The 24,188-nt window shown below is 39.1% G+C and carries 26 protein-coding genes; 18 read left to right on the top strand and 8 right to left on the bottom strand.

Annotated elements, in window-relative coordinates; genetic code table 11:
- Nucleotides 1-37 precede the first annotated feature (37 nt).
- On the bottom strand, nt 38-349 hold the full coding sequence (locus tag MWU84_RS15105; RefSeq protein ID WP_246902866.1) for a rhodanese-like domain-containing protein: 312 nt from the start codon (nt 347-349) through the stop codon (nt 38-40).
- Nucleotides 350-560: 211 nt separating this feature from the next.
- Between MWU84_RS15105 and MWU84_RS15110 the strand changes: the two genes are divergently transcribed.
- The 12 genes from MWU84_RS15110 to MWU84_RS15165 all read left to right on the top strand — a co-directional run bounded on the left by MWU84_RS15110 (nt 561) and on the right by MWU84_RS15165 (nt 9,878).
- Nucleotides 561-1,007 carry a MarR family transcriptional regulator gene (locus MWU84_RS15110; RefSeq protein ID WP_246902868.1) on the top strand — a complete coding sequence of 149 codons (447 nt, stop codon included), beginning with the start codon at nt 561-563 and terminating at the stop codon, nt 1,005-1,007.
- Nucleotides 1,008-1,046: 39 nt separating this feature from the next.
- The gene (locus tag MWU84_RS15115) at nt 1,047-1,679 is read left to right on the top strand and encodes an NAD(P)H-dependent oxidoreductase (RefSeq protein WP_246902874.1); all 633 of its coding nucleotides are present in this window, start codon (nt 1,047-1,049) and stop codon (nt 1,677-1,679) included.
- Between the two features lie 38 nt (nt 1,680-1,717).
- On the top strand, nt 1,718-2,296 hold the full coding sequence (locus MWU84_RS15120; protein WP_246902877.1) for a YceI family protein: 579 nt from the start codon (nt 1,718-1,720) through the stop codon (nt 2,294-2,296).
- 279 nt (nt 2,297-2,575) lie between these two features.
- Nucleotides 2,576-3,973, top strand: a complete 1,398-nt coding sequence (locus MWU84_RS15125; RefSeq protein WP_246902879.1) for an anthranilate synthase component I family protein — start codon at nt 2,576-2,578, stop codon at nt 3,971-3,973.
- Nucleotides 3,974-4,062: 89 nt separating this feature from the next.
- Nucleotides 4,063-4,686, top strand: a complete 624-nt coding sequence (locus tag MWU84_RS15130; protein ID WP_246903125.1) for an aminodeoxychorismate/anthranilate synthase component II — start codon at nt 4,063-4,065, stop codon at nt 4,684-4,686.
- A gap of 90 nt (nt 4,687-4,776) precedes the next feature.
- Nucleotides 4,777-5,769, top strand: a complete 993-nt coding sequence (gene trpD / locus MWU84_RS15135) for an anthranilate phosphoribosyltransferase (RefSeq protein WP_246902881.1) — start codon at nt 4,777-4,779, stop codon at nt 5,767-5,769.
- A gap of 44 nt (nt 5,770-5,813) precedes the next feature.
- Nucleotides 5,814-6,596 carry an indole-3-glycerol phosphate synthase TrpC gene (trpC, locus tag MWU84_RS15140; protein WP_246902883.1) on the top strand — a complete coding sequence of 261 codons (783 nt, stop codon included), beginning with the start codon at nt 5,814-5,816 and terminating at the stop codon, nt 6,594-6,596.
- Nucleotides 6,597-6,610: 14 nt separating this feature from the next.
- A complete protein-coding gene (locus MWU84_RS15145) occupies nt 6,611-7,264 on the top strand; it encodes a phosphoribosylanthranilate isomerase (protein WP_246902885.1) in 654 nt (217 codons plus the stop codon).
- 94 nt (nt 7,265-7,358) lie between these two features.
- Nucleotides 7,359-8,540, top strand: coding sequence for a tryptophan synthase subunit beta (gene trpB / locus MWU84_RS15150; protein ID WP_246902888.1), 1,182 nt, complete (start codon nt 7,359-7,361; stop codon nt 8,538-8,540).
- 48 nt (nt 8,541-8,588) lie between these two features.
- Nucleotides 8,589-9,353, top strand: a complete 765-nt coding sequence (gene trpA, locus MWU84_RS15155) for a tryptophan synthase subunit alpha (protein WP_246902898.1) — start codon at nt 8,589-8,591, stop codon at nt 9,351-9,353.
- Nucleotides 9,354-9,362: 9 nt separating this feature from the next.
- Entirely contained in the window at nt 9,363-9,578 is a 216-nt protein-coding gene (locus tag MWU84_RS15160; protein WP_246902901.1) for a hypothetical protein, read from the top strand.
- 156 nt (nt 9,579-9,734) lie between these two features.
- On the top strand, nt 9,735-9,878 hold the full coding sequence (locus MWU84_RS15165) for a hypothetical protein (RefSeq protein WP_246902904.1): 144 nt from the start codon (nt 9,735-9,737) through the stop codon (nt 9,876-9,878).
- Nucleotides 9,879-9,921: 43 nt separating this feature from the next.
- On the opposite strand, the gene MWU84_RS15170 is transcribed toward MWU84_RS15165, so the two are convergent.
- A complete protein-coding gene (locus MWU84_RS15170; RefSeq protein WP_246902906.1) occupies nt 9,922-10,629 on the bottom strand; it encodes a uracil-DNA glycosylase family protein in 708 nt (235 codons plus the stop codon).
- 126 nt (nt 10,630-10,755) lie between these two features.
- Nucleotides 10,756-14,208, bottom strand: a complete 3,453-nt coding sequence (locus MWU84_RS15175; protein WP_246902915.1) for a pyruvate carboxylase — start codon at nt 14,206-14,208, stop codon at nt 10,756-10,758.
- Between the two features lie 209 nt (nt 14,209-14,417).
- On the opposite strand from MWU84_RS15175, the gene MWU84_RS15180 reads away from it, so the two are divergent.
- Nucleotides 14,418-14,546, top strand: a complete 129-nt coding sequence (locus MWU84_RS15180) for a 30S ribosomal protein THX (protein ID WP_246902919.1) — start codon at nt 14,418-14,420, stop codon at nt 14,544-14,546.
- A gap of 23 nt (nt 14,547-14,569) precedes the next feature.
- On the opposite strand, the gene MWU84_RS15185 is transcribed toward MWU84_RS15180, so the two are convergent.
- The 4 genes from MWU84_RS15185 to MWU84_RS15200 all read right to left on the bottom strand — a co-directional run bounded on the left by MWU84_RS15185 (nt 14,570) and on the right by MWU84_RS15200 (nt 17,473).
- Entirely contained in the window at nt 14,570-14,932 is a 363-nt protein-coding gene (locus MWU84_RS15185) for a hypothetical protein (RefSeq protein ID WP_246902928.1), read from the bottom strand.
- A 60-nt stretch (nt 14,933-14,992) separates the two neighbouring features.
- Nucleotides 14,993-15,754 (bottom strand): peroxide stress protein YaaA, encoded by a 762-nt coding sequence (yaaA, locus tag MWU84_RS15190; protein WP_246902930.1) that lies wholly within the window; start codon nt 15,752-15,754, stop codon nt 14,993-14,995.
- Between the two features lie 97 nt (nt 15,755-15,851).
- A complete protein-coding gene (locus MWU84_RS15195; RefSeq protein ID WP_246902932.1) occupies nt 15,852-16,883 on the bottom strand; it encodes an RluA family pseudouridine synthase in 1,032 nt (343 codons plus the stop codon).
- A gap of 2 nt (nt 16,884-16,885) precedes the next feature.
- Nucleotides 16,886-17,473 carry a PASTA domain-containing protein gene (locus MWU84_RS15200; protein WP_246902940.1) on the bottom strand — a complete coding sequence of 196 codons (588 nt, stop codon included), beginning with the start codon at nt 17,471-17,473 and terminating at the stop codon, nt 16,886-16,888.
- Nucleotides 17,474-17,672: 199 nt separating this feature from the next.
- Here MWU84_RS15200 and MWU84_RS15205 point away from each other — a divergent pair, with 199 nt between their 5' ends.
- The 5 genes from MWU84_RS15205 to MWU84_RS15225 all read left to right on the top strand — a co-directional run bounded on the left by MWU84_RS15205 (nt 17,673) and on the right by MWU84_RS15225 (nt 23,590).
- Nucleotides 17,673-18,656: a D-alanine--D-alanine ligase gene (locus MWU84_RS15205; RefSeq protein ID WP_246902942.1), complete on the top strand. Its 984-nt coding sequence runs from the start codon at nt 17,673-17,675 to the stop codon at nt 18,654-18,656.
- 105 nt (nt 18,657-18,761) lie between these two features.
- Nucleotides 18,762-19,223 carry a pantetheine-phosphate adenylyltransferase gene (coaD, locus tag MWU84_RS15210; RefSeq protein ID WP_246902948.1) on the top strand — a complete coding sequence of 154 codons (462 nt, stop codon included), beginning with the start codon at nt 18,762-18,764 and terminating at the stop codon, nt 19,221-19,223.
- Between the two features lie 230 nt (nt 19,224-19,453).
- A complete protein-coding gene (locus MWU84_RS15215; RefSeq protein ID WP_246902956.1) occupies nt 19,454-21,304 on the top strand; it encodes a PAS domain-containing protein in 1,851 nt (616 codons plus the stop codon).
- Nucleotides 21,291-21,701: a response regulator gene (locus MWU84_RS15220; protein ID WP_246902958.1), complete on the top strand. Its 411-nt coding sequence runs from the start codon at nt 21,291-21,293 to the stop codon at nt 21,699-21,701. The genes MWU84_RS15215 and MWU84_RS15220 overlap by 14 nt, the downstream gene beginning before the upstream one ends.
- 143 nt (nt 21,702-21,844) lie before the next feature.
- The gene (locus MWU84_RS15225; protein ID WP_246902960.1) at nt 21,845-23,590 is read left to right on the top strand and encodes a M14 family metallopeptidase; all 1,746 of its coding nucleotides are present in this window, start codon (nt 21,845-21,847) and stop codon (nt 23,588-23,590) included.
- Between the two features lie 4 nt (nt 23,591-23,594).
- Here the strand turns inward: MWU84_RS15225 and MWU84_RS15230 are convergent, their stop codons facing one another.
- On the bottom strand, nt 23,595-24,182 hold the full coding sequence (locus MWU84_RS15230; RefSeq protein WP_246902962.1) for an NUDIX hydrolase: 588 nt from the start codon (nt 24,180-24,182) through the stop codon (nt 23,595-23,597).
- Nucleotides 24,183-24,188 lie beyond the last annotated feature (6 nt).

Raw genomic sequence — 24,188 nt, forward strand, 5'->3', positions numbered from 1 at the left:
TTTAGCGACAAAGAATAGGTATGGGCCAGCAACTAGATTATTCCGCTACTTCACCCTCCCAGTTCATAAACCCCCCTACTAGGTTGTAGGCGTTTTCAAAGCCCAACTTGTTCATAATGGCGCAAGCTTGACCACTGCGTTGGCCAGACCTACAATAGACATAATAGTTTTTTGTTTTATCCAACTTTTCCAGTTCGTCAACAAATTCTTGCCCTAAGTAAATGTCGATATTGGTCGCGTTGGGGATATAACCTTCCGCAACCTCTTCCGGAGTCCTAACATCCAACAAGAATGCATTCTCGTCGCTTTCAAATTGTTCACTCCACTCCTCTTGTGATAAATCTGCCATTTGTTCAATTCTTTAAACCTCAAAAATAATGTTTTTAAAAAAATTCCTTCAACATTTAGTACAGAAATATAAGGAAGGTTATAACAGGAACATACCAAATCAATTTTCGCTATTGGTTTAGGCACAAGACTATTTAACAAATTTTTATCATCCACAATGTTGGAACAATGAATTAAATGCATACATTTGTATATACAATTGTTGTAACGACATGAATGTAGAGAAAATTATTAAAACCGATAAACAAATACCTATAACAAGTAGGACCATTATTCATATAAGCCTTGTTGAGACAAAGATTAATGAGATGATGACTGCAGCATTAAAACCACAGGGGGTATCACTACAGCAATTCAATGTGCTGAGAATTTTAAGGGGTCAAAAAGGAAAACCCGCGAATCTTTCTACATTGAATGAAAGAATGGTCACCAAGATGAGCAACACTACAAGGTTGGTAGACAAGTTGATCCTAAAGGGTTATGTAGATCGCATGGTATGCCCCAGTAACCGAAGGAAAGTAGAAATAAACATTACTCCTAATGGCGAAAGTGCATTGCAAAAAATGGATAAGGCCATAAAAATAGCCGAGGAAAAATTATTGGAAAATTTTACTGGAGATGATTTGGCAGCTTTGAATAACCTATTGGATAAATTTTAAACAAAAAAAACAACAATAAATAATTCTTAATTTCAAAACATGAATACTTATATAGAAAATTTAAATTGGCGTTACGCCACCAAAAAATTTGACACCACCAAAAAAGTGTCCGAAAAGGATTTGGAAAATTTATTGGAAGCCACTTCCTTAAGTGCATCCTCTTATGGCTTGCAGCCTTATGAAATATTGGTGGTAAAAGATTCCGAAGTGCGAGCTAAATTACAGCCAGCGGCTTGGGGTCAGTCTCAAATAACGGAAGCCTCCCACTTAATTGTATTGGCCAATCAATCTACATTTGGGGAAGAATTGGTAGATGATTACCTAAATAATGTAAGTGAAACCCGCGGAATCCCGGAAAATGACCTACAAGGGTATGCAGATTTCATGAAGTCCAAATTAATGCCGTTATCCGAATCGGCCAAAGCAACATGGACGGCCAGACAAACCTATATTGCCCTCGGCAATCTATTGTCCGCCGCTGCAGATCTAAAAATAGATACCTGCCCTATGGAAGGTTTTGACAGCGCTCAATTTAACGAAATACTTGGACTAACCGAAAAAGGGCTTAACGCAGCTGTTCTGGTTGCCGTAGGTTACCGGTCCAAAGAGGATAAAACACAACATTATAAAAAAGTGCGTAAAAACAAAGAGAATTTAATTACACATATATAAATAGGAACATTAACAAACATTATCTTAAAATTGAAATTATGAAAAAAAATGCATTAAGTTTAGTATTGGCAGTATTTACAGGTTTAACCGCAATGGCATCCACACCGGTGGACAACGAAATTAAACAGGTTAAAACCTCTGAAAGCACAGTAACCTGGAAGGGTTATAAAGTTACCGGTTCCCATCACGGAACCATAGCTATTGAATCAGGCTCCTTAATTTTTGACGGGGATAAATTAACCGGTGGAGAATTTGTAGTAGATATGCCTACCTTGGTTTCCAACGACTTGGAAGGTGAATACAAAGGCAAGTTGGAAGGCCATTTAAAATCCGATGATTTCTTTGGAGTTGAGGCACATCCCACTTCCAAATTGGTTTTTACCCAAGTAAAATCCACAGGGAAAAATTCATACGAAGTAACTGGAGATCTTACCGTTAAAGGAAAAACGAATCCGGTAACTTTTGACATCTCTATCTATGGAAACAAGGCTACTGCTACAATGAAGGTAGACCGTTCCTTATATGATGTTAGATATGGATCAGGTAGTTTTTTCGACAATTTAGGGGATAAAACCATTTATGACGAATTTGATTTAGTAGTGGATCTGGTATTCTAAACCATCACAAATATCGATGTTTAAAACCTCACAATTGTGGGGTTTTTTATTTTTTACGTAACACAGGTTTGTAAATTTGAAATTCCTTCTTATATTTGGCCTGCAATGAGAAACATGGTATCAAATACTTGGTGGTGGAGCAACTTACGAAAAACATCGTGAGCAAAGCATCATTGTAGTATAACTATATAAAAGGCTTGTCATCACGACAAGCCTTTTTTTCGTTTATCATACAAATCAAAAACCTATTGGCACAGAGTAGCAATTAAAAGAACAATCATGAAATACCAGTTAGTATCACATCATAAAAAAATACTTGCGGACACTATTACCCCTGTAAGTGTTTATTTAAAAATTAGAGATCGTTTTCCCAACAGTATATTGCTGGAAAGTAGTGACTACCATGCCAACGACAACAGTTTCTCCTATATATGCTGTAATCCCATAGCTTCCATAAAAGTAGAAAACGAGGTCGTTACAAAGCAATTCCCGGACGGTTCCATTGTGGAAATCAGCATTGATGAACAAACGGACATCCCCAATATTTTGCATGATTTTAGTCAAAAATTTGAATCCCAGAACAACAACTTTAAGTTTATAAACAATGGTTTGTTCGGGTATATGGCCTATGATGCAGTGCGGTATTTTGAAGACATAGACATCTCCAAAAAAAGCAATAGTATCTCCATTCCGGATATCTATTACGCCATTTATCAAAATATAGTGGCCATAAACCATTTCAAAAACGAAGCCTATATTTTTGCGCACTGTTATGAAACGGAAAATAACATTGGGGAAATAGAACAGATTCTCAACGCCAAAAACTTTGCCTCCTACAATTTTTCCAAAGAAGGAAATCCAGTCTCCAACTTAAAGGACGAGGAATATAAAGAGCAGGTAGAACTGGCCAAAAAACATTGTAACAGAGGCGATGTTTTTCAGTTGGTTTTGTCCAGAAGGTTCTCTCAAGAATTTAAGGGGGACGAATTCAACGTTTACAGGGCCCTAAGATCCATAAATCCTTCTCCCTATTTATTTTATTTTGATTATGGGGATTTCAAAATTTTTGGCAGTTCTCCTGAAGCTCAATTGATAGTAAAAGAGGGCAAGGCAGAAATTCATCCTATTGCAGGAACGTTTAAAAGAACGGGGAACGATGAACAGGATGCAGAATTGGCCAAGAAATTAAAAATAGACGACAAAGAGAATAGCGAGCATGTTATGTTGGTAGATCTTGCCAGAAACGATCTAAGCCGAAACGGCACTATGGTAAAAGTGGAGAACTATAGGGAAGTACAATTCTTTTCCCATGTAATCCATTTGGTTTCCAAGGTAACCGGACAAAAGAAAAAAGACATCCCTACCATGAAAGTGGTTGCGGATACCTTTCCTGCCGGTACCTTAAGCGGTGCCCCCAAACATATGGCCATGCAACTCATTGAAAGATATGAAAAAACCACTAGGGGCTATTACGGGGGAGCCATAGGCTTTATGGACTTCCACGGGAATTTTAACCATGCCATAATGATCCGGACCTTTTTAAGTAAGAACCATCAATTGCATTACCAGGCCGGTGCAGGTTTGGTAGCCGCTTCCAATCCTGAAAATGAACTTCAGGAAACTTACAACAAACTGGGGGCTTTGACCAAAGCACTTGAAATAGCGGAAACCATATAAAATTAACTCCAATCAATTTTGCCTTGAACTTAATTGGCAAGGGATACGGCAAGAACAATATAAGATGTTCCAAAGAGGACAACAACAGTATGAAAGAAAAGACAGATAATACAGCGAATACCATCCCCCAGGGAACCTCCGTATTGGTTATAGACAATTACGATAGTTTTACGTATAACCTGGTCCACTATCTGGAGGATCTGGATTGCACCGTAACCGTTAAGAGAAATGACCAAATACATCTCGAGGAAATCGAGGCCTTTGATAAGATCGTTCTTTCCCCTGGACCAGGTATACCCGATGAGGCAGGTTTGTTGAAAGAGATCATTGAGATGTACGCACCTTCAAAAAGTATATTTGGGGTATGTTTGGGACAGCAGGCCATAGCCGAAGTTTTTGGAGGTTCTTTGGTAAATATTGACCAGGTCTACCACGGTATAGCTACCAAAATTGATGTTGTGAAAGACGATATCCTTTTTGAAGGATTGCCAAAAGAAATTGAGGTGGGCCGATATCACTCTTGGGTAGTTGATCCAGTACTTCCAGAAATTTTGGAAGCCACCTCGTATGACGAAAATGGACAAGTAATGTCCTTGCGCCACAAAGTATATGATGTAAGTGCGGTACAGTTTCACCCAGAATCGGTGTTGACTCCACATGGCAAGAAAATATTGGAAAATTGGGTAACCACCCCTGCTCCTAGCAAAGGATAGAGCCTAATAAAACGAATTTGAGAATTTGTACAAAAATTAAATTTTAACCAAAACAAACCTTTTCCTAAAGAGAGGGATGGAGAGAGACTTATGAAAGATATTCTAAACAAACTGATCAATCACGATGTACTTCCAAAAGAGGATGCCAAACAGGTATTGGTCAATATTGCCAAAGGCGATTACAATACCAGTCAGATTGCCGCCTTTTTAACTGTTTATATGATGCGCAGTGTCACCATAGAGGAGTTGGAAGGTTTTAGAGATGCCTTGTTAGAGCTATGTTTGGCGGTGGATCTATCCCAGTACAACCCCATTGACCTGTGCGGCACTGGTGGTGACGGCAAGGACACCTTCAATATTTCTACATTGGCAAGCTTTGTAACGGCGGGGGCCGATGTTAAGGTAACCAAACATGGTAACTACGGAGTTTCGTCCAAATGTGGCAGCAGTAATGTCATGGAATTTTTGGGAATTAAATTTAGTAATGATGCCGAATTTCTTGAAAAATGTATCGACGAGGCAGGTATCTGTGTATTGCACGCCCCCTTATTTCACCCGGCTATGAAAAATGTGGCCCCTATACGTAGGGAATTGGGGGTAAAGACTTTCTTTAATATGTTGGGCCCAATGGTAAATCCGGCCTTCCCAAAGAACCAAATGGTTGGGGTATTTAATTTGGAATTGGCAAGAATGTATGGCTACCTATACCAAAAGACCGATAAGAATTTTACGGTATTGCACGCCCTGGACGGTTACGATGAAATATCGTTGACAGGAAATACAAAAACCATCACCAATCGTTCAGAGGGAATGTTAAAACCTTCAGATTTTGGAGTTGAAACAATCTCCGCATCGGACATCGTTGGTGGAGATAGTATTGAAGAATCTGCACAGGTTTTCCTTAATGTTTTACAGGGAAAGGGAAGCACACCCCAGAACAATGTGGTCTGTGCCAATGCAGGTATCGCAATAGCCACCGTAAAGGGACTTAGCCCCATGGAAGGTTTTGAAGAAGCCAAGGAATCGTTGCTAAGCGGGCGTGGATTGGCAGCACTTAAAAAATTACAGGCGTTAAGTAAATAAATTAATAATAAAATGGCTTGGAGTAAGCCAGCTTAATAGTTGCGATGAATATACTGGACAAAATAGTTTTGGATAAGAGAAAGGAAGTCGATTTAAAAAAATCGATTATCCCGGTTTCCCAGTTGGAAGCCTCCGTATTGTTTCACAGGCCCACGGTTTCCTTGGCAAATGCCTTAAAAAACAGTCAAAGTGGGATTATCGCAGAACACAAACGCAGGTCTCCGTCCAAATCTGTCATCAATCAAAACAACAGCGTTGCAGATGTAGCTGTGGGTTACGAAAAAGCAGGAGCCTGTGGCATGTCCGTTTTAACCGACGGAAAATATTTTGGAGGTTCCCTAGACGATCTATTGTTGGCCAGGGCATCGGTACAAATGCCCTTGCTCCGCAAGGAATTTATCATTGACGAGTATCAATTATTGGAGGCAAAGGCATTTGGTGCGGACGTTATATTATTGATTGCTGCCATTTTGACCCGAGATGAGATAAAAGCGTTTTCAGAATTTGCCAAAAAATTGCATTTGGATGTATTGTTGGAAGTCCATGACGAACGGGAATTACAGAAATCCATTATGCCCAGCTTGGATATGCTGGGCGTTAACAATCGCAATTTAAAGACTTTCGAAGTAAGTCTGGATACTAGCAAAACGCTATCGAAATTAATTCCTGACGATTTTGTGAAGGTTTCCGAAAGCGGAATAAGCTCCACCGCAGCCATTCAAGAATTAAGACCCTTTGGATATAAAGGATTTTTAATTGGTGAAAATTTTATGAAAACGGACAATCCTGGAGAGAGTGCCCTTCAGTTTATTAAATCGATTAACTAAAGAACAAAATAGCCATGAAACTGAAAGTGTGTGGAATGAAAATGAATACCTTGGAGGTGGCCACCCTTAATCCAGATTATCTTGGCTTTATATTTTGGGAACCCTCCAAAAGATTTTTTAAGGGAACTATGCCCGAATTACCAACTTCCATTAAAAAAGTAGGTGTCTTTGTAGATGCTTCCTTGGAAGAAATTATGGAACAGATCTTCACCCATGGTCTGAAGGCAGTGCAATTGCACGGCAATGAAAGCCCGGAATACTGTGGCACCCTGAAAAAATCAACAAACGACAGTTCTAAAGCTTTAGGGGTGACCAACTTAGAAATCATCAAAGTATTCTCTATAAAAGATGATTTTGATTTTAGTATTTTGACTCCCTATGAAGCTGTATGCGATTTTTATCTTTTTGATACCAAAGGAAAATTACCCGGAGGCAATGGATTCACCTTTTGTTGGGAAGTCCTAAAAAACTATCCATCCACCAAGCCTTATTTTTTAAGTGGGGGAATAGGTTTGGATGAAATCAAAAAAATAAAGGAATTTCAACAAAGACCGGAATCCAAATATTGTTACGCCATTGATGTCAATAGTAAATTTGAAACGGAACCGGGTTTAAAGGATGTTGAGCAATTGAAAAAGTTTAAAAAAGAAGTAGTGAAAAGTGAGTAGTGAATATTGGGGCGGTATGTTATAGTAGGCAGTGACAGTTGGCGGTAGACTATAAAACATTAATATCCCAACACTGATATCTAAATAAAGAACAATGAATTACAACGTAGACGAAAAAGGATATTATGGAGAATTCGGCGGAGCTTATATTCCCGAAATGCTCTACCCTAATGTTGAAAACCTTAGACAGCAGTATCTGGAAATAATGGCGGAACCTTCCTTTAAAAAGGAATTCGATCAATTATTGAAAGATTACGTAGGCAGGCCTTCTCCCCTGTATTTTGCCAAACGTTTATCCGAAAAGTATAACACCAAGGTATATTTGAAGCGGGAAGACCTTAATCATACCGGTGCACATAAGGTAAATAACACCATTGGTCAGATATTAATGGCCAAGCGCTTGGGCAAGACTAGGGTCATTGCCGAAACTGGTGCCGGTCAGCACGGCGTGGCCACTGCTACGGTATGTGCCCTTATGGGCATGGAGTGCATCGTTTATATGGGTGAAATAGATATTGCCAGGCAAGCACCCAATGTTGCCCGTATGAAAATGCTGGGAGCAGAGGTAAGACCTGCATTATCCGGTAGCAGGACCCTAAAGGATGCTACCAATGAGGCCATTAGGGACTGGATCAATAACCCCGTGGATACCCATTATATTATTGGATCTGCCATAGGGCCACATCCCTACCCGGATATGGTGACCAGATTTCAGTCCATTATTTCCGAAGAGATAAAATGGCAATTGAAGGAAAAAGAAGGCAGGGAAAATCCTGATTATGTAGTTGCTTGTATAGGTGGCGGTAGTAATGCTGCTGGCACCTTCTATCATTTTCTACACGAAAAGGAAGTGGGCATTATAGCTGTGGAAGCTGCCGGACATGGCGTGGACAGCGGTGAAAGTGCCGCAACCTCTGTTCTTGGAAAAATGGGGATTATACACGGCTGCAAAACCTTATTGATGCAAACTGCCGATGGACAGATTACAGAGCCCTATTCCATTTCTGCAGGACTGGATTATCCTGGGGTCGGTCCCATGCATGCGCATCTGTACAAAACGGGCAGGGCCGAGTTTATTGCCGTAACGGACGACGAAGCTATGCATGCCGGGATGGTATTGTCCAAATTGGAAGGGATTATTCCCGCCATTGAATCCTCACATGCGTTTGCCATTTTGGAAACCAGAAAATTCCGACCAGACGATGTAGTAGTCTTTAACCTATCGGGCCGTGGGGATAAGGATTTGGATACGTATATAAAATATTTTAAACTGTAAACTTCTTTGGCATTCCCGCAAAATGGGAATGAAAAAAATATAACTGGAATGAACAGAATTCATCAAAAATTACAAGAGGACCAAAAATTATTATCCATATATTTTACCGCTGGTTACCCTTCTTTAAACGATACGGCAAAAATTATCCAAGACCTCGAAAAAAACGGCGTGGATATGATCGAGATCGGATTGCCTTTTAGTGATCCGTTGGCAGATGGCCCCACCATACAGGCAAGCTCTACCCACGCCCTGAAGAATGGGATGACTACCGAAATATTATTTCAGCAGTTAAAGGATATTAGAAAAACTGTTTCCATGCCCTTGATCCTTATGGGTTATTTCAACCCCGTTCTGCAATATGGGGTAGCCGAATTTTGCAAAAAATGTCAGGAAACTGGAATAGACGGACTTATTTTACCCGATTTGCCATTAGACGTTTACCAGAAAGAGTATGAAGCTATTTTTAAGAAATATGGCCTTGTCAATATTTTCTTGATTACCCCACAAACAAGTGATGCCCGTATCCAACAAATCGATGCTGCTTCAGACGGATTTATTTATATGGTAAGTTCCGCAAGCGTAACGGGTTCCCAAGATGGTTTCGGCAATAGCCAGGAATCGTACTTTAAACGAATCGCCGGTATGAAATTAAAAAACCCACAGGTAGTAGGGTTTGGAATAAGCAATTCTGAAACCTTCCGGCAAGCTACCAAACAGGCAAAGGGAGCCATTATAGGCTCGGCCTTTATTAAATTTCTGACACAAAATGGTGTAGATAAAATTGGGGATTTTGTGAAGGGAATTCGAAAATAGAACAAGGCAATGGAGATAATCAATAATTGGAAAATAGTATTGCTTTTGTGCCTGACCCTAGGTCTAGCGCCTTATTTTCCGGAACCACATATTCTAGGGAAACTAAAATGGATAATGGGCGGTGCTAACGGAATGAAACCCATGGATTGGTTTGATGTAGTACTACATGGCTTTCCTTTTGTTTTGTTGATCAGGTTACTGGTCATCAAGGTAATTAAAAAATAAACACTAAACATTTATGGATTCCTGCCTGCGCAGGAATGACATACTATGTAAAAGGATGGCCGCCTTAACATTCCCTAACAAAGGTTTACAAGTCTCTTAACGGAAATTCCCGGAACATTTTATTAAGTTGGAAATGAACCTTAAAACTTAATAAGAATGGGAATTATGAATGATAAGAGAAAGTTTAAAAGAAAAGTGGAACAATCCAATCCCACCAATCCTACAGGGAATACCAAGGTGGATACAAACACCTTCGATATTGAAAAGGATACTATAAAAGAGCAACAGAATAAGCATTAAAAATAATAAGCCGTTCCACTAGATGAACATGGGTGGGATAATGCTAAAAGAATTCTTTATACTGCATAACCCTGAAATCGATCGTATTGATTTCAGGGTTTTTTCTTTTCATGTTTTTATAGGCCTCCAAACTCCCAACAGCCCTATTGGCTGCTCCGGATGGCGCGGTCAGGGATACAGTTTTTATGAACCTCCTGTTTCCTGGCAAAGGCAGCTCGTTGGAGAATAATTTATGCTCCTTTTCGGAACTTTGTAATTCGAATTGATGAACCCGTGGAACCTCATTGGAAACCAATTCCAGGGCAGCTCCATGTTCCTTAAGATATTTTCTAAAAAAATACTCTGGACCATTTTTACTATTGCCCCCTGTGAACAGCAAAGTGTCCACCTTGGAATAGGCTTTCAGATAACCGAACATATCCCTCAATACAATATTTTCCATCCCTAGGTCCGAAGCATCTATTTTGGAACGTTCTGCACTCTGCACTATATCACATATACCTATTTTTCGCTCCTTTAGAAAATCCATTCGCTGCTGTATGGCCTGTTCCGTAGTTTCAAAATCCAAATTCAATCCAAAAATTCGATCTAAAATTGGCCACAATTGGCCATCCCGGCTACCATAGCAAAAATTAACATCCCCTTCCTTTAAATCACCCATAGTAAATCTGGGAGGTGGCAGGGTTCCTACAATCAACTTTGTGGCGTCCTCGAATAAAAAGGGCTCGAACGGATGGGAATGAAGAAACATATTGGAAAATTGTATGAATAATGGACTTGGACTTACAAAGGTAAACGGACAAACTAAAAAAGTTGCAGGGAACTCCCAAAAATTGGGTTTATCCCTGCAACTGTAATGTTTAAAATGACCTGCTATTTATTTTAATACCAGCACCAAATCCTCGGAATTTACCAAGGAACCGCCATTTAATTGTACCCGATCAACAATACCCTCTTCCGTAGCAGTAACCGTTGTTTCCATTTTCATTGCTTCAATAACAAATAAGGGCTGGTTCTTTTTCACTTCTTGGTTCTTCTTCACCAAAACACTGGACAACAAGCCCTGCAAAGGAGCACCTATCTCATTGGGGTTGGAAGTATCGGCTTTAACATTTTCAACCTTATCTACCTTAACAGAATTGTCCTTAATGATTACATTTCGCAATTGTCCGTTTACCTTAAAGTATATGCTAACGTTACCAGCCTCATCCGGCTCCCCTTTTAGCATAAGGGAAACAAGTATATTTTTACCCCTGTCCAACTCTACAATAATCTCTTCCCCTATTTCCATTCCATAAAAGAAATTCTTGGTCGGTATATTCACTACATTGCCATACTTGACATGGTGGTTATAGGCATCCGTAAAAACCTTTGGATATAGTTTATAGGAAAGAAAATCGGTAATAAGTAGCTCGCGCCCCATTCCCGAACTAAATTTTCTTTTGAAGGCATTAAATTCCTTATCAAAATCTATAGGTTCCAAATGGGCATTGGGTCTATCCGTAAACGGTTTATCTCCCTTCAGAACAATTTGCTGTAGCTTAGCGGGGAAGCCACCAACAGGTTGTCCCAAATCCCCTTTAAAGAATCCTATTACCGATTGGGGAAATGAAATGCTGTCACCTCTTTCAAGAACATCCTCTGCCGTAAGTCCGTTACTGATCATATATTGCGCCATATCCCCTACTACTTTGGAACTAGGGGTTACTTTTACAATATCGCCGAACAGTTTATTTACTTCACCGTACATTTTGGTAACCTCGGGAAATTTATCCTCCAATCCAAGGGCTATGGCCTGCCCTTTTAAATTAGAATACTGCCCGCCCGGTATTTCATGTTTATACACCTCTCCCGTACCAGACTTTAATCCGGACTCAAAGGTATAATAGTAATTACGGACCGTTTCCCAATAATTGGAATACTCGGCCAATTTATCGGAATTCAAACTATTCTCCCGCTCATTAAAACGCAACATCTCCACCACCGAATTAAAATTAGGTTGGGAAGTAAGCCCTGACAATCCTCCCAAGGCAACATCCACGACGTCCACGCCGGCCTCAATAGCCTTTAGATACATAGCCGATTGCGTAGAAGATGTATCGTGGGTATGCAAATGAATTGGGATATTTATTTCCGATTTTAAAGCGGAAATCAATTCGTAGGCAGCATAGGGTTTTAACAAACCGGCCATATCCTTAACCCCTAAAATATGGGCGCCTGCATTTTCTATATCCTTGGCCAACTGCACATAATATTTTAGGTCGTACTTGGTTTTTGAGGGATCCAAAATATCCCCGGTATAACAAATGGAGCCTTCGGCCAGACCAGCTGTTTTGGTACGGACATATTCAATACAAGGAGCTAAGGATTTCATCCAGTTCAGGGAATCGAATATTCGAAAGACATCTACTCCGGACTTAAAGGACTCCTCTACAAACCGCTCAATCAAATTATCGGGATAAGCAGTATAACCAACACCGTTGGACCCCCTTAACAACATCTGCAATAGAACATTTGGCATCGCTTTGCGCAATAGTTCCAAACGCTCCCATGGATTTTCCTGTAAAAATCGAAGGCAGACATCAAAGGTGGCCCCTCCCCAAACTTCCATACTAAAAATTTCTGGATGGTTCTTGGCATAACCCTCGGCCACTTTCAACATATCCACTGTTCGCATACGTGTAGCCAACAAACTCTGATGGGCGTCGCGCATTGTGGTATCTGTAAAATGGACCTTTTTTTCATTCTTCAACCACTGAGCAAACTGATCCGGACCCAATTCTGTCAGCAGGTCCTTGGTGCCTTTGGGGTAGCCTTCAAACTTCGCAAATGAAGGGACTTTTGGTTTGGAAAAAATATGATCCTTATCCAACTTCTTTACATCGGGATTTCCGTTCACAATAGTTTCTCCCAAAAACTCGACCAATTTATTAGCACGGTTCCTTGGCTCCACAAACTTGAACAGTTCTGGTTCGTTCTTAATAAAATTAACGGTAACCTTGCCTTCCCTGAAAGTAGGATGCTTCAGGATGTTGTCCAAAAAGGCCATATTGGTCTTAACACCCCGGATACGGAACTCCGCCAAAGCCCTGCGCATTTTTCTGCAAGATCCGTCCAAAGTTCTACTGATAGCGGATACCTTGACCAACATAGAATCGAAAAATGGCGAAATGGCCACACCTTGATATATACTACCTGCATCCAGCCTAATCCCCAATCCAGAGGCACTCCTATAAGTGGTAACCACCCCATAATCAGGTTTGAAATCGTTGCCTGGATCCTCCGTGGTTATCCTACATTGCAATGCATAACCAGTAACTACTACAGAGGCCTGATCCTGAATTTTAATTTGTGTATCGGAAAGTTTATACCCTCCAGCTATAAATAGTTGGGCTTTGACCAGGTCTATATTGGTGATCATTTCGGTCACCGTGTGCTCTACCTGTATCCTTGGATTTACTTCTATGAAATAGATGCTACCATCATCATCTACCAAAAATTCGACCGTTCCAATATTGTTATAGTTAACGGCACGGCAAATGTCGATAGCGTACTTGTATAAGTTATCCTTAGTTTTCTGTGGCAGTCCAATGGATGGGGCAAACTCGATAACCTTCTGGTAGCGGCGTTGAACCGAACAATCGCGCTCAAATAAGTGCACAATATTTCCATGGGTATCCGCTACGATCTGAATTTCTATATGCTTGGGATTTTCTACAAATTTTTCCAGGAAAACCGTATCATCACCAAAGGCGTTGAGAGATTCCCTTCTTGCCTCTGGGAATCCTTTTTTAAGTTCATCCTCGGTACGGATCACCCTCATTCCACGTCCGCCACCACCTGAAGCAGCCTTTAACATTAAGGGATAACCTATCTCTTTAGCTTCGGTCAGGGCGATATCTATATCGGTCAAGTCCTTATCACTACTTCGTATGATCGGTATATTATTGGCTACAGCAACCTCCTTGGCAGTAATCTTATCCCCCAAAGCTTTGAGGACCGCTACCTTCGGGCCAACGAAAATAATTCCGTTATCCTCACATTTTTGGGCGAATTTGGCATTTTCGGACAAGAAGCCATATCCTGGATGGATGGCATCCACATTATTGTCCTTGGCAACCTTGATTAGGGCATCCATGTCCAAATAGGGTTTTAAGGGCTCATTGTCCTCCCCTATCTGATAACTTTCATCGGCCTTGTAACGGTGCAGTGAATAGCGGTCTTCATAAGTATACACCCCCACTGTTTTAATTCCTATCTCTACACATGCCCTAAAGATACGTATGGCTATTTCTCCCCTATTTGCTACTAATACCTTCTTTATTTTCACCTTTTTAGTGTTTTAGATTTGCTTGGTTCACCCTTATACTACATTTCTACAAACATAGTATTTTAGGGCTAGGTCGCCAATATGTTAAAAGTATATCTTTTGGAAAATTTGTTACAAATTGGAACTATAGGAAAAAAAGTAGTTCCACAGGAAACTTGACAATATTGTTTTTATAGTTTAACTTTAAGCAAGCTTAAAATTAGAAACATATGGGAAAAGGAGACAAAAAATCGAAAAGGGGAAAAATTATTAACGGTACTTACGGCACAAGGCGTAAACGAAAAATTAAGAAAAGACCCAATATAGAAGAGAAGATCAGTCCCAGCAAGAAAAAATAAAGGACAATTTTTTTGATTAAAGTTTAATCCACAACAAAATTCAATATAACATCACCTTCCTCGGAGATACTTAGCCCATAGGTGTAAAATCCATTTTCCAATGGTGTTTCACCAACAAAATCTATAGGCTGAAAAACGTAATTCTCCCCACCTACCTCTATGTTTATGTAAGCATAGGAATAGGCAGTTTCGTATTCCAGATACCCCGAATATCCATCGGGTCCTATATTCTCATGAACGGTTTCTTCACTACCCACCTGCACGGTATCAAAAGTAAGACTGCTTTCGTTTTTAATCCTGATGTTTGCTCCTTCCAGGTCGTCATCCCTATCGGAACAACCAATAAATAAAGTAACAATCAAAAACAAAAAAGCGAATCGTTTCATATTAATCTCAATTAAGTAGTAGGACTTATTTGAAAATAACGCTTTTTTTTTGGAATTATTCTATCGGATAAACACTGGCTGATTTTCCTTTAAGGTGTGCTCCTTACTAAACAGATAACCATCCCTATCAAACCCCTTGACGTCCTCAATAGTTTTGGCGTCCGTATCCAGAATATAGCGCACCATGTTCCCCCTAGCTTTTTTGGCGAAAAAACTTATTATTTTTAAATTGTCATTCTTCCAATCCTTAAAAATTGGGGTAATTACCGGCACTTTAAGATCTTTTTCGTCTACCGCGCTAAAATATTCATTACTGGCTAGGTTAATGAAAAGCTCCTTGTCCTGCAATTCCGAATTTAGATGATCTGTAATCCGTTTTTTCCAAAACTCGTATAGATTCTTTTTGCGTCCTATCTTTAATTGTGTTCCCATTTCCAAGCGATAGGGCTGCATTAGATCCAAAGGTTTTAAAACACCGTATAAACCGGACAATATTCTAAGCTTCTGTTGAAGACTTTCCAATTTATCCTTTTCTAGGGTATAGGCGTCAAGACCTTGGTAAACATCTCCACTAAAAGCATAAATTGCCGGTCTTGCATTGTCTTTGGTAAAGGGGACCGAAAATTCCTGGTTCCTTTCCCAATTCAGTTCTGCAAGATTGGCCGAAATACCCATTAATTCGGATAAGGCCTTCGGTTTTTTCTTGGCCAAAACCTTGTTCAACTGTTCCGCCTCCTTTAAAAAATAGGGTTGGGAAAATTCCTTGGTAGGCAACTTACTTTCAAAATCCAAAGATTTTGCAGGTGATATTACTATTTTCATACTAGGGTATTATTAAGAATTAGGTCAAAAATAATGGCTGAACATTAAATTACCTAAGCCTTTAAAATCTTGTTATCAATATCGGTATAAACGAAACCTATTCCGCTTGACTGTGCTTGGCGTATTGTTTCCATTTTTCAATGCAATTGGCCATATCCTCTGGAATTTCAGAGTCGAACCTCATAAATTTGCCGGAAACAGGGTGCACAAACCCCAAGGTCTTTGCATGTAGTGCTTGTCTAGGTAGAATTTTAAAGGCATTATCCACAAATTGCTTGTATTTTGTAAAAGTGGTCCCCTTTAGCACCTTTTCACCCCCATACCGCTCATCGTTGAACAGGGTATGGCCTATATGTTTTAAATGTACCCTTATCTGATGTGTTCTTCCTGTTTCCAAAGTACAGGAAAGCAAAGTTACATATCCATAGCGCTCCAGAACCTTGAAGTGGGTAACAGCCTCCTTACCGTGGTCTCCCTCAGGAAAAACGTGCATCTGCAATCTATTTTTAGGATTGCGACCAATATGCCCCTCTATAGTTCCCGAATCCTCTTCCACATTTCCCCAGACCAATGCTATATACTCCCGCTCACTAGTTTTTTCAAAAAACTGCTTGGCCAGATGCGTCATTGCAGCTTCCGTTTTTGCCACAACCAAGAGGCCCGAGGTATCCTTATCAATTCTATGTACAAGTCCCGGACGTTCATCACTGTTCTTTGGCAAATTGTCAAAATGATAGATCAGGGCATTGATCAAGGTACCTGAATAATTTCCATGCCCGGGATGGACCACCATCCCAGCCGGTTTGTTCACGACCAAAAGAACATCATCCTCATAGACAATATCCAAAGGTATATTCTCTGGTGTCAGTAAATTTTCATGGGGTGGATGCGCAAACATGACACGTATATGGTCACCTGCCTTTACCTTGTAATTTTGTTTTACAGCAGCACCGTTGACCCAGACATTTCCATCCTTTGCAGCCTGCTGAATTTTGTTTCGAGTTGCGTTTTCAATGAAATTCATTAAAAACTTATCGATCCTTAACGGATCTTGACCCTTGGAAGCCTTAAAACTATGATGCTCAAAAAGTTCCTCCTCATTTAATTCAAACTCATCCTGTGCTTCCATAATTATTCGGACTCTGCCTTAACTTCTGCTCTTGGGGTAATATTACCGTTGCCACATATCAACTCTATCTTGGAGGTTTTTGGCAGCTTGTCTCCTGGGACAATATATTTTCCCTTATACTTAATATTGTAGACCATGTCCTTTCCCAATTCATCCACATAGGTAACCCTTTCCACTTCCAAACCCACTGCCTTCAGCATAGAGCTTGCATTTCGCTGGGTAACCTGAATAATATTTGGAATAGTAACCTTTTTATATCCGGATGGATTAACGGTAATGTATATTTTCCTGTTCTCCTTAACCTTGCTGCCGGCACGGGGAGTTTGATCTATGATGGAGAACCTTGGGTATGTTGGATTATAGTTGGCCGAATCCAACACCTCATATCTCAATTTGGATTCATCGATTATCGATCTCATATCGGTCACTGATAATTTGGATAAATCGGGAACCTCAACAAACTTACCGTGATTGGTAGTGGTCTTCAGATACTGCATTGCCCCAACTACCAACAAAACAGAAACCACCAATGCCAATACCAACTGAATCAAAAAAGATTTACTCGTTAAAAAATTAAAAAAATTTCGCATAGTATATTTTCTTGTGTCGCAAAGATAGAAAACCGGACGCTTTTTCTTTACTTTGAATGCATGATATTTGATTATTGATTTTAGCAAGCAAATTGCTTTAAAACAAGCCTAGAGAATTAGGGCGGTTCAGGAGCATATCCGCATGCATTGACTCTCTTTGATAATCTGTATCACCAATTTTAAAAATTAGTTTTATCAAATGAAAAAAAATATTGCAATTATAATGGGCGGCTACTCTAGCGAGTACAAGATTTCCTTAATAAGTGGAGGAGTAGTTTACGATTATTTGGACAAGGAAAAATTTAATGCCTACAGAATCCATATATTTAAAGACAAATGGGTCTATGTAGACAAGGATCAGAAGGAATACAATATCAATAGGCACGACTTCACAATTAGCTTAGCCAACGAAATTATAAAATTCGATTGCGTATTTAATGCAATACACGGTTCACCTGGGGAGGATGGACTTATGCAGGCGTATTTTGAACTTATTGGAATACCGCAAACTGCCTGCGATTACTACCAAGCCTCTTTAACCTTCAACAAACGCGATTTATTAAGTGTTTTAAAGCCATATGGAATAAAATCGGCACCTTCCTATTATATTAATTTGGGAGACCCTATTGATGAAGATGGGATAATTGCAAAAGTAGGATTGCCCTGTTTTGTAAAGGCCAATAGGGCGGGAAGTAGTTTTGGCATTTCCAAGGTCTACAAAAAGGAAGAATTACTCAAGGCTATTGACAATGCTTTTCAGGAGGACAATGAAATACTTATAGAATCTTTTTTAAACGGAACGGAGGTTTCGGTCGGAGTTATCAAATACAAAGGGGAGACCAAAGTATTGCCCATCACTGAAATTGTAACGGAGAACGACTTTTTTGATTACGAAGCCAAATACGAAGGTAAATCTCAAGAAATAACACCAGCAAGAATAACGAAGGAACAAGAGGAGAAGGTAAGCCATATTGCACGAAAAGCATATGAAGTACTGAAAATGAAGGGTTTTTCAAGAAGTGAATTCATTTTTGTAAACGATGAGCCGTTTATGCTGGAAATGAATACCACCCCCGGACTTACTACAGAAAGTATTCTGCCCCAACAGGCAAAAATAGCCGGTATTTCCCTTTCTGAACTCTTTGAAAGTGCCATCTGGGAAGCTTTGGGAGAAATTAAGTAAATTTAAACCTATACCTAAGAACTAGAGCAGGGGTATTATTATTTAACGACGTATTTTAGGCCCGATATAAAGCCATAAAAGATTGACAACTATAATTTTGCAATAATGAAAAAAAGACGTGCCATCTTTCCGGGTTCATTTGATCCATTGACCTTAGGACATTATGACATTATAAAAAGAGGAATAACCCTTTTTGATGAACTTATCATTGCCATAGGGGTGAATACCGACAAAAATTACATGTTCAGTCTTGAGGAGCGCAAAAGGTTTATTTCCGAGGCATTTAAAGACGAGCCTCAAATAACCGTTCTGACCTACCAGGGACTAACGGTGGACTTTTGTAAAAAGGTTAATGCAGGCTTTATTTTAAGAGGGCTTAGGAATCCAGGGGATTTCGAATTTGAAAAGGCAATTGCACATACCAATCGTAAGCTTTCCGAAATAGAAACGGTATTCTTGCTTACCTCATCCGGTAAATCCTACATTAGTTCCTCCATTGTAAGGGATGTCATTAGAAATGGTGGCGATTACTCCGGTTTGGTACCTGATTCGGTCAGGACAAAATAACATTAAAACGACTACATAAATCTCCCTAGGAATTATCTTCTTATATGGCATTCCCAGATAATTCCTTGGGTAAAACGATTACATTTTTCGAGCTTACCACAGCACCAAATACAAAGAAAAATGGTCAAAAATTCCTTCATATTACCGTTACACAACTAATTTGGTCAGATTCACAACAATCTATTCGCTGTATTAAATAATCGGACTACTATTGTAGGAAAATGCGACAGATGATTATGAATACCCCCATCGTATCAAACCAATTCCTGATAAAGCAGTTGCCCAAACCCACTGCATTTATCAATAAGGAATTTAAGGTTGTTCTGGCGTCGGATAAATGGGCCGAAGATTTTAATTTCAAGGGTAAGGACTATATCGGAAAATCCATTTATGAATTGTTCGACGAAGTGAGCACTAAATGCACCAACACTTTGTTGGCATGCTTCGATGGGAAATTCCCCGAATCAAAAATTGATGTTTACCGCGACAACAGCTCAAAAGAGAAATGGTTAGAGTGGACAAACACCCCTTGGTACGATGAGCAGGAAAACATTATTGGTGCCATTATTCAAACAGCGGACGTTACAGAAAGGATAAAAAATGAGTTAAAAACCGAAAAACTCGAATTTCAACTAAATGAAACTGGGGAACACGGTAAAATTGGTCATTGGGAATATCAAAAACTTAACGAAAAGTTTAGCTGCTGTCATATGATCCGCCGTATTCTTGAAGTGGACGATGACTTTGAAATCAATATAGACAATTCCGTAGATTTCTATAAGGCCGGCTATAGTAGGAATACCATCTCCATGGCAATTTATGCCGCTATGGAGAAAAAAACTACTTGGAACGAAAAACTACAGATCGTTACGGCAAAAGGAAATGAAAAATGGGTAAATGTTTCCGGCAAGCCCTTATATACAAATGGCGAATATGTAGGACTCATTGGAATTGTTCAGGATATAACAGATTATGTACAAAAAGAACAAAAGACCAAAGACAACGAACACCTTTTAAAAACTTTGATCAACAACCTGCCTTTGCAGATTTATATCAAGGATACCCAATCCAAAAAATTATTGGCCAACAAATCTGAACTGCAATTTTTAGGGATAGAAAATGAGAACGATATAATTGGCAAGGATGATTTTGACGTATACGACAAGGCCACTGCGCAAAAATTCAGGGATGAGGATGTTGAAGTTATGATTTCCCAAAATCCAATGTTGAACAAGGAGTTAACACGCAACAACGCAGATGGCTCCGTTATTACATTTCTAACCTCAAAAATCCCTTTGATAGGGGACAATGGCGAAGTTACCGGACTTGTAGGAATTAGCATGGATATTTCAGAACAAAAACAAAAGGAAAAAGAACTTAAAAACCTTATTTCCGTAACCTCCTCCCAAAATAAAAAGCTTATTAATTTTGCCCATATTGTTTCACATAATTTGAGGTCACATTCTGCCAATTTTGCCATGTTATTGGATTTCTTGGGCAACGAGGAAGACGAAAAGGAAAAGTTAAGAATTATGGATATGCTTACGGACTCTTCCAAAAACTTAATGGAAACACTTCATAATCTAAATGACATTGTTGCCATTAATACAGAGTCCAACATAATCAAGAAAGAGGTCAATTTCAATAAAAAACTGAATACTGTTCTCAAACAACTTAAAACACCGCTAAACAAGGCCAAAGCCACTGTAATATGCGAAATATCAGACGACGTTAACATAAGCGTAGTTCCTGATTACCTAAAGAACATTTTAACAAACATAATTACCAACGCCCTTAAATATAAAAAACCCAATGTTGACCCAATAATTAAGCTAAGTGTTAATTATGTTCAAAATTATACGGTCATAAGTATTGTGGATAACGGACTTGGGCTGGATATAAAAAAATACGGAGCCAAGTTATTTGGAATGTACAAAACCTTCCATGGCAATTCGGACGCCAAGGGTCTAGGACTATATATTACAAAGAATCAAATAGAAGCCATGAACGGTAAAATTGATGCTAATAGCCAAGTTGGTATTGGAAGCACTTTTAACTTATACTTTAATGAAAAAAATTAATTCAATATTCATTGTCGATGATGACCCGATAACCGTTTACGGAATTAAAAAAATATTGACTTCCGTTGCCAGTTGCGATGCCATTTTCGAATTCAAAAATGGTCAAATGGCAATTGATCGAATTAAGAAAATGATTATCGAAAAAGCGGAACTTCCCTCATTAATATTTTTGGACATCAACATGCCCATTATGGATGGATGGGAATTTTTGGAAGAGTTTATTAAATTACCTCTAAAAAATAGCGTCAACATAAATATTGTCACCTCCTCTATAGACCAATACGACAAGGATAAAGCGGAGAATTTCAAATCCTTGACACACCACAGCATTCTTTTTAACAGTAAACCTATCCGAAGGACTGAAATAGAAGAAATTACCGCTGCCATTTCTGTTTAATACCCAAGTTTTAGCTAACTTTGAATTCTTGAAGATTATTTTTGGCCCCCTTTAGTTAAAGAATAAAATCCATATACAACCTAATCTTCCGACTGAACATCAAAGTCCGTTTTTTTTGAGTTTTAAACAATCTATAACGTAGCATGAAACTTCTGGTAAGACTTTTTTTACTGCTTTGTCTTATTTCTTGCGAGACCAAAAAAGAAAGAAAAATTGAAAACATTAGAACTGTTTTTGAGCGCAGCAATGGAGAAGAAACTGCAACATACCTTCAAATAATAGACTTCTACATTCAACTTGCCAAGGAATTTCCCGAAATAAACATACAGATCATAGGCAATACCGATAGTGGCAATCCCCTCCATGTGGTGACTTACAATCCGGATGCCGATTTTAATTTTCAAAAAATTGGAAGGGACAAGAGCATCCTATTCATAAATAACGGCATACATCCCGGGGAAAGCGATGGCATAGATGCAACCATGCTTTTATTCAGGGATTTAGTATTAAAAAATATAGATGCTCCCATGAATACAGTTGTAGTCACCATCCCAATTTACAATGTTGGCGGAGCATTAAATAGAAATTCTACATCCAGGGTAAATCAAAATGGCCCTAAATCATATGGTTTTAGAGGCAACGCAAAAAATTATGACCTTAATCGCGATTTTATAAAAGTAGATACCAAAAACGCCCATACTTTTGCCAAAATTTTTCATTTAATAAAACCGGATATATTTATAGACAACCATGTAAGCAATGGGGCGGACTATCAATACACACTTACCCACCTATTTACCCAGCATAATAAACTAGGAGGTGAATTAGGCGATTACCTTCACAATGAGATGATGCCCACGCTTGAGAATTCGTTGAAAGAGGCGAATTGGGACATTACCCCCTATGTAAATGTTTTTAATCAAGTACCCGAAAAAGGTTTTTCCCAATTTATGGACTATCCAAGATATTCTACAGGATATACCACCCTTTGGAACACCTTGGGACTTATGATCGAAACCCATATGCTTAAACCCTACAAACAAAGGGTAGAAGGGGTCTACGCCCTCATGACAAAAATCCTGGAAATATCGGAGAGGGACTACGAAAAAATTAAAGATCTAAGGGAAGATACTTTTGAAGTATATCTAGAAAGACAAAACTACCCATTACAATGGGCCATTGACACCACCAAAAGAACCATCTTGGAATTCAAGGGTTATGAAGCTGATGAATTTAATAGCGAAATAACAGGCTTCCCAAGGCTAAAATACAATAGAAACAGACCCTTTGTAAAAGAAGTTGAATATCAAAACTTTTACAAACCCGTACATGAGGTAGAAATTCCCAAGGCATATGTTATAAAGAAAGGATGGGACAAAATAATAGATTTACTAACAGTGAACCAGATAAGCTTTAAGACCTTAAAGCAAGATACTTCCTTGGCCGTAGAATCTTATAAAATTGATAGTTTTAGTACCGCTGAGAATGCATACGAAGGGCATTACCCACATTACAATACCAAGGTACAGCGCACAAACGAAAAAGTTAATTTTACGGCTGGGGACATCTGGGTCCCTACCAACCAAAAAGGCCTGCGCTATTTGTTGGAGACCTTGGAGCCCGAGGCTACGGACTCTTTCTTTAATTGGAATTTCTTTGATGCTATTTTACAACAAAAAGAAGGTTTCTCCCCATATGTTTTCGAAGATGTTGCATTAGAGATCCTTCAGGAGAACGAAGAAATGAAAAGTCAGTTTGTTCTAAAAAAAGAAATCGACAGTACTTTTGCCAGAGATTGGTACGCTCAACTGGATTGGATATACAAACGGTCCAAATACTATGAACCGGAACATATGCAATATCCTGTGTATCGAATCCTAAAGGAATAATCCTTTAATCCTCAAATAGAATTTTAATATTGGCATAAGAATTTTCCAACGCCTTTTTAATTTTTTCAGGGCCTTTCCATTTTACTTTTTCTATTCCCTCCGAGCTCTCGCCTACCAAAACCCCTTTATAATTGGTTTTCATAGCAAACCAATGCACTTCCTTTAATTTATAACCTCCATTCCTCTTAAAAAGGTGATAGGTGGTCCTTAGAAAATTTTCTATAACCAAACCCTTTACCCCTGTTTCCTCTTCAACCTCGCGCAAGGCACATTCCTCAATAGTTTCACCCTTGTCCAGCTTCCCTTTCGGCAGATCCCATTTATCGTTACGATAAATGAAGAGCACTTTCCCCTCCTTGTTGGTCACCACTCCTCCAGCGGCGACCACCAAAGGTATTCTTTTGGAAAATTTCTTTAAAATCTCCTCATTATTTGGATGATAAATAAAAGCTTGACTAAGCTTTTTGCTGGCCAAGGAGTCGATTGCTTCATTAATAGCAGACCCGTTCAACAAAAAATATTTATTATTTGCCGTATCCGATAATTTATTTGTTAAAATCAGAGGTGACTCATTAACAAAAACTTTATACATTTGCGT

Source organism: Arenibacter sp. F20364, assembly GCF_023015905.1.
Classification (GTDB): domain Bacteria; phylum Bacteroidota; class Bacteroidia; order Flavobacteriales; family Flavobacteriaceae; genus Arenibacter.

Excerpts from the sequence above, each read along its gene's own strand:
- MWU84_RS15165 (WP_246902904.1), top strand. The coding sequence starts at position 9,735 with ATGGGAATTATGAATGATAAGAGAAAGTTTAAAAGAAAAGTGGAACAA.
- MWU84_RS15220 (WP_246902958.1), top strand. The coding sequence starts at position 21,291 with ATGAAAAAAATTAATTCAATATTCATTGTCGATGATGACCCGATAACC.
- MWU84_RS15120 (WP_246902877.1), top strand. The coding sequence starts at position 1,718 with ATGAAAAAAAATGCATTAAGTTTAGTATTGGCAGTATTTACAGGTTTA.
- trpC (WP_246902883.1), top strand. The coding sequence starts at position 5,814 with ATGAATATACTGGACAAAATAGTTTTGGATAAGAGAAAGGAAGTCGAT.
- MWU84_RS15230 (WP_246902962.1), bottom strand. The coding sequence starts at position 24,182 with ATGTATAAAGTTTTTGTTAATGAGTCACCTCTGATTTTAACAAATAAA.
- MWU84_RS15185 (WP_246902928.1), bottom strand. The coding sequence starts at position 14,932 with ATGAAACGATTCGCTTTTTTGTTTTTGATTGTTACTTTATTTATTGGT.
- trpA (WP_246902898.1), top strand. The coding sequence starts at position 8,589 with ATGAACAGAATTCATCAAAAATTACAAGAGGACCAAAAATTATTATCC.
- coaD (WP_246902948.1), top strand. The coding sequence starts at position 18,762 with ATGAAAAAAAGACGTGCCATCTTTCCGGGTTCATTTGATCCATTGACC.
- MWU84_RS15205 (WP_246902942.1), top strand. The coding sequence starts at position 17,673 with ATGAAAAAAAATATTGCAATTATAATGGGCGGCTACTCTAGCGAGTAC.
- MWU84_RS15160 (WP_246902901.1), top strand. The coding sequence starts at position 9,363 with ATGGAGATAATCAATAATTGGAAAATAGTATTGCTTTTGTGCCTGACC.
- MWU84_RS15145 (WP_246902885.1), top strand. The coding sequence starts at position 6,611 with ATGAAACTGAAAGTGTGTGGAATGAAAATGAATACCTTGGAGGTGGCC.
- MWU84_RS15215 (WP_246902956.1), top strand. The coding sequence starts at position 19,454 with ATGATTATGAATACCCCCATCGTATCAAACCAATTCCTGATAAAGCAG.
- yaaA (WP_246902930.1), bottom strand. The coding sequence starts at position 15,754 with ATGAAAATAGTAATATCACCTGCAAAATCTTTGGATTTTGAAAGTAAG.
- MWU84_RS15200 (WP_246902940.1), bottom strand. The coding sequence starts at position 17,473 with ATGCGAAATTTTTTTAATTTTTTAACGAGTAAATCTTTTTTGATTCAG.
- MWU84_RS15195 (WP_246902932.1), bottom strand. The coding sequence starts at position 16,883 with ATGGAAGCACAGGATGAGTTTGAATTAAATGAGGAGGAACTTTTTGAG.
- MWU84_RS15180 (WP_246902919.1), top strand. The coding sequence starts at position 14,418 with ATGGGAAAAGGAGACAAAAAATCGAAAAGGGGAAAAATTATTAACGGT.
- MWU84_RS15115 (WP_246902874.1), top strand. The coding sequence starts at position 1,047 with ATGAATACTTATATAGAAAATTTAAATTGGCGTTACGCCACCAAAAAA.
- MWU84_RS15125 (WP_246902879.1), top strand. The coding sequence starts at position 2,576 with ATGAAATACCAGTTAGTATCACATCATAAAAAAATACTTGCGGACACT.
- trpD (WP_246902881.1), top strand. The coding sequence starts at position 4,777 with ATGAAAGATATTCTAAACAAACTGATCAATCACGATGTACTTCCAAAA.
- MWU84_RS15105 (WP_246902866.1), bottom strand. The coding sequence starts at position 349 with ATGGCAGATTTATCACAAGAGGAGTGGAGTGAACAATTTGAAAGCGAC.
- MWU84_RS15130 (WP_246903125.1), top strand. The coding sequence starts at position 4,063 with ATGAAAGAAAAGACAGATAATACAGCGAATACCATCCCCCAGGGAACC.
- MWU84_RS15170 (WP_246902906.1), bottom strand. The coding sequence starts at position 10,629 with ATGTTTCTTCATTCCCATCCGTTCGAGCCCTTTTTATTCGAGGACGCC.
- trpB (WP_246902888.1), top strand. The coding sequence starts at position 7,359 with ATGAATTACAACGTAGACGAAAAAGGATATTATGGAGAATTCGGCGGA.
- MWU84_RS15225 (WP_246902960.1), top strand. The coding sequence starts at position 21,845 with ATGAAACTTCTGGTAAGACTTTTTTTACTGCTTTGTCTTATTTCTTGC.
- MWU84_RS15110 (WP_246902868.1), top strand. The coding sequence starts at position 561 with ATGAATGTAGAGAAAATTATTAAAACCGATAAACAAATACCTATAACA.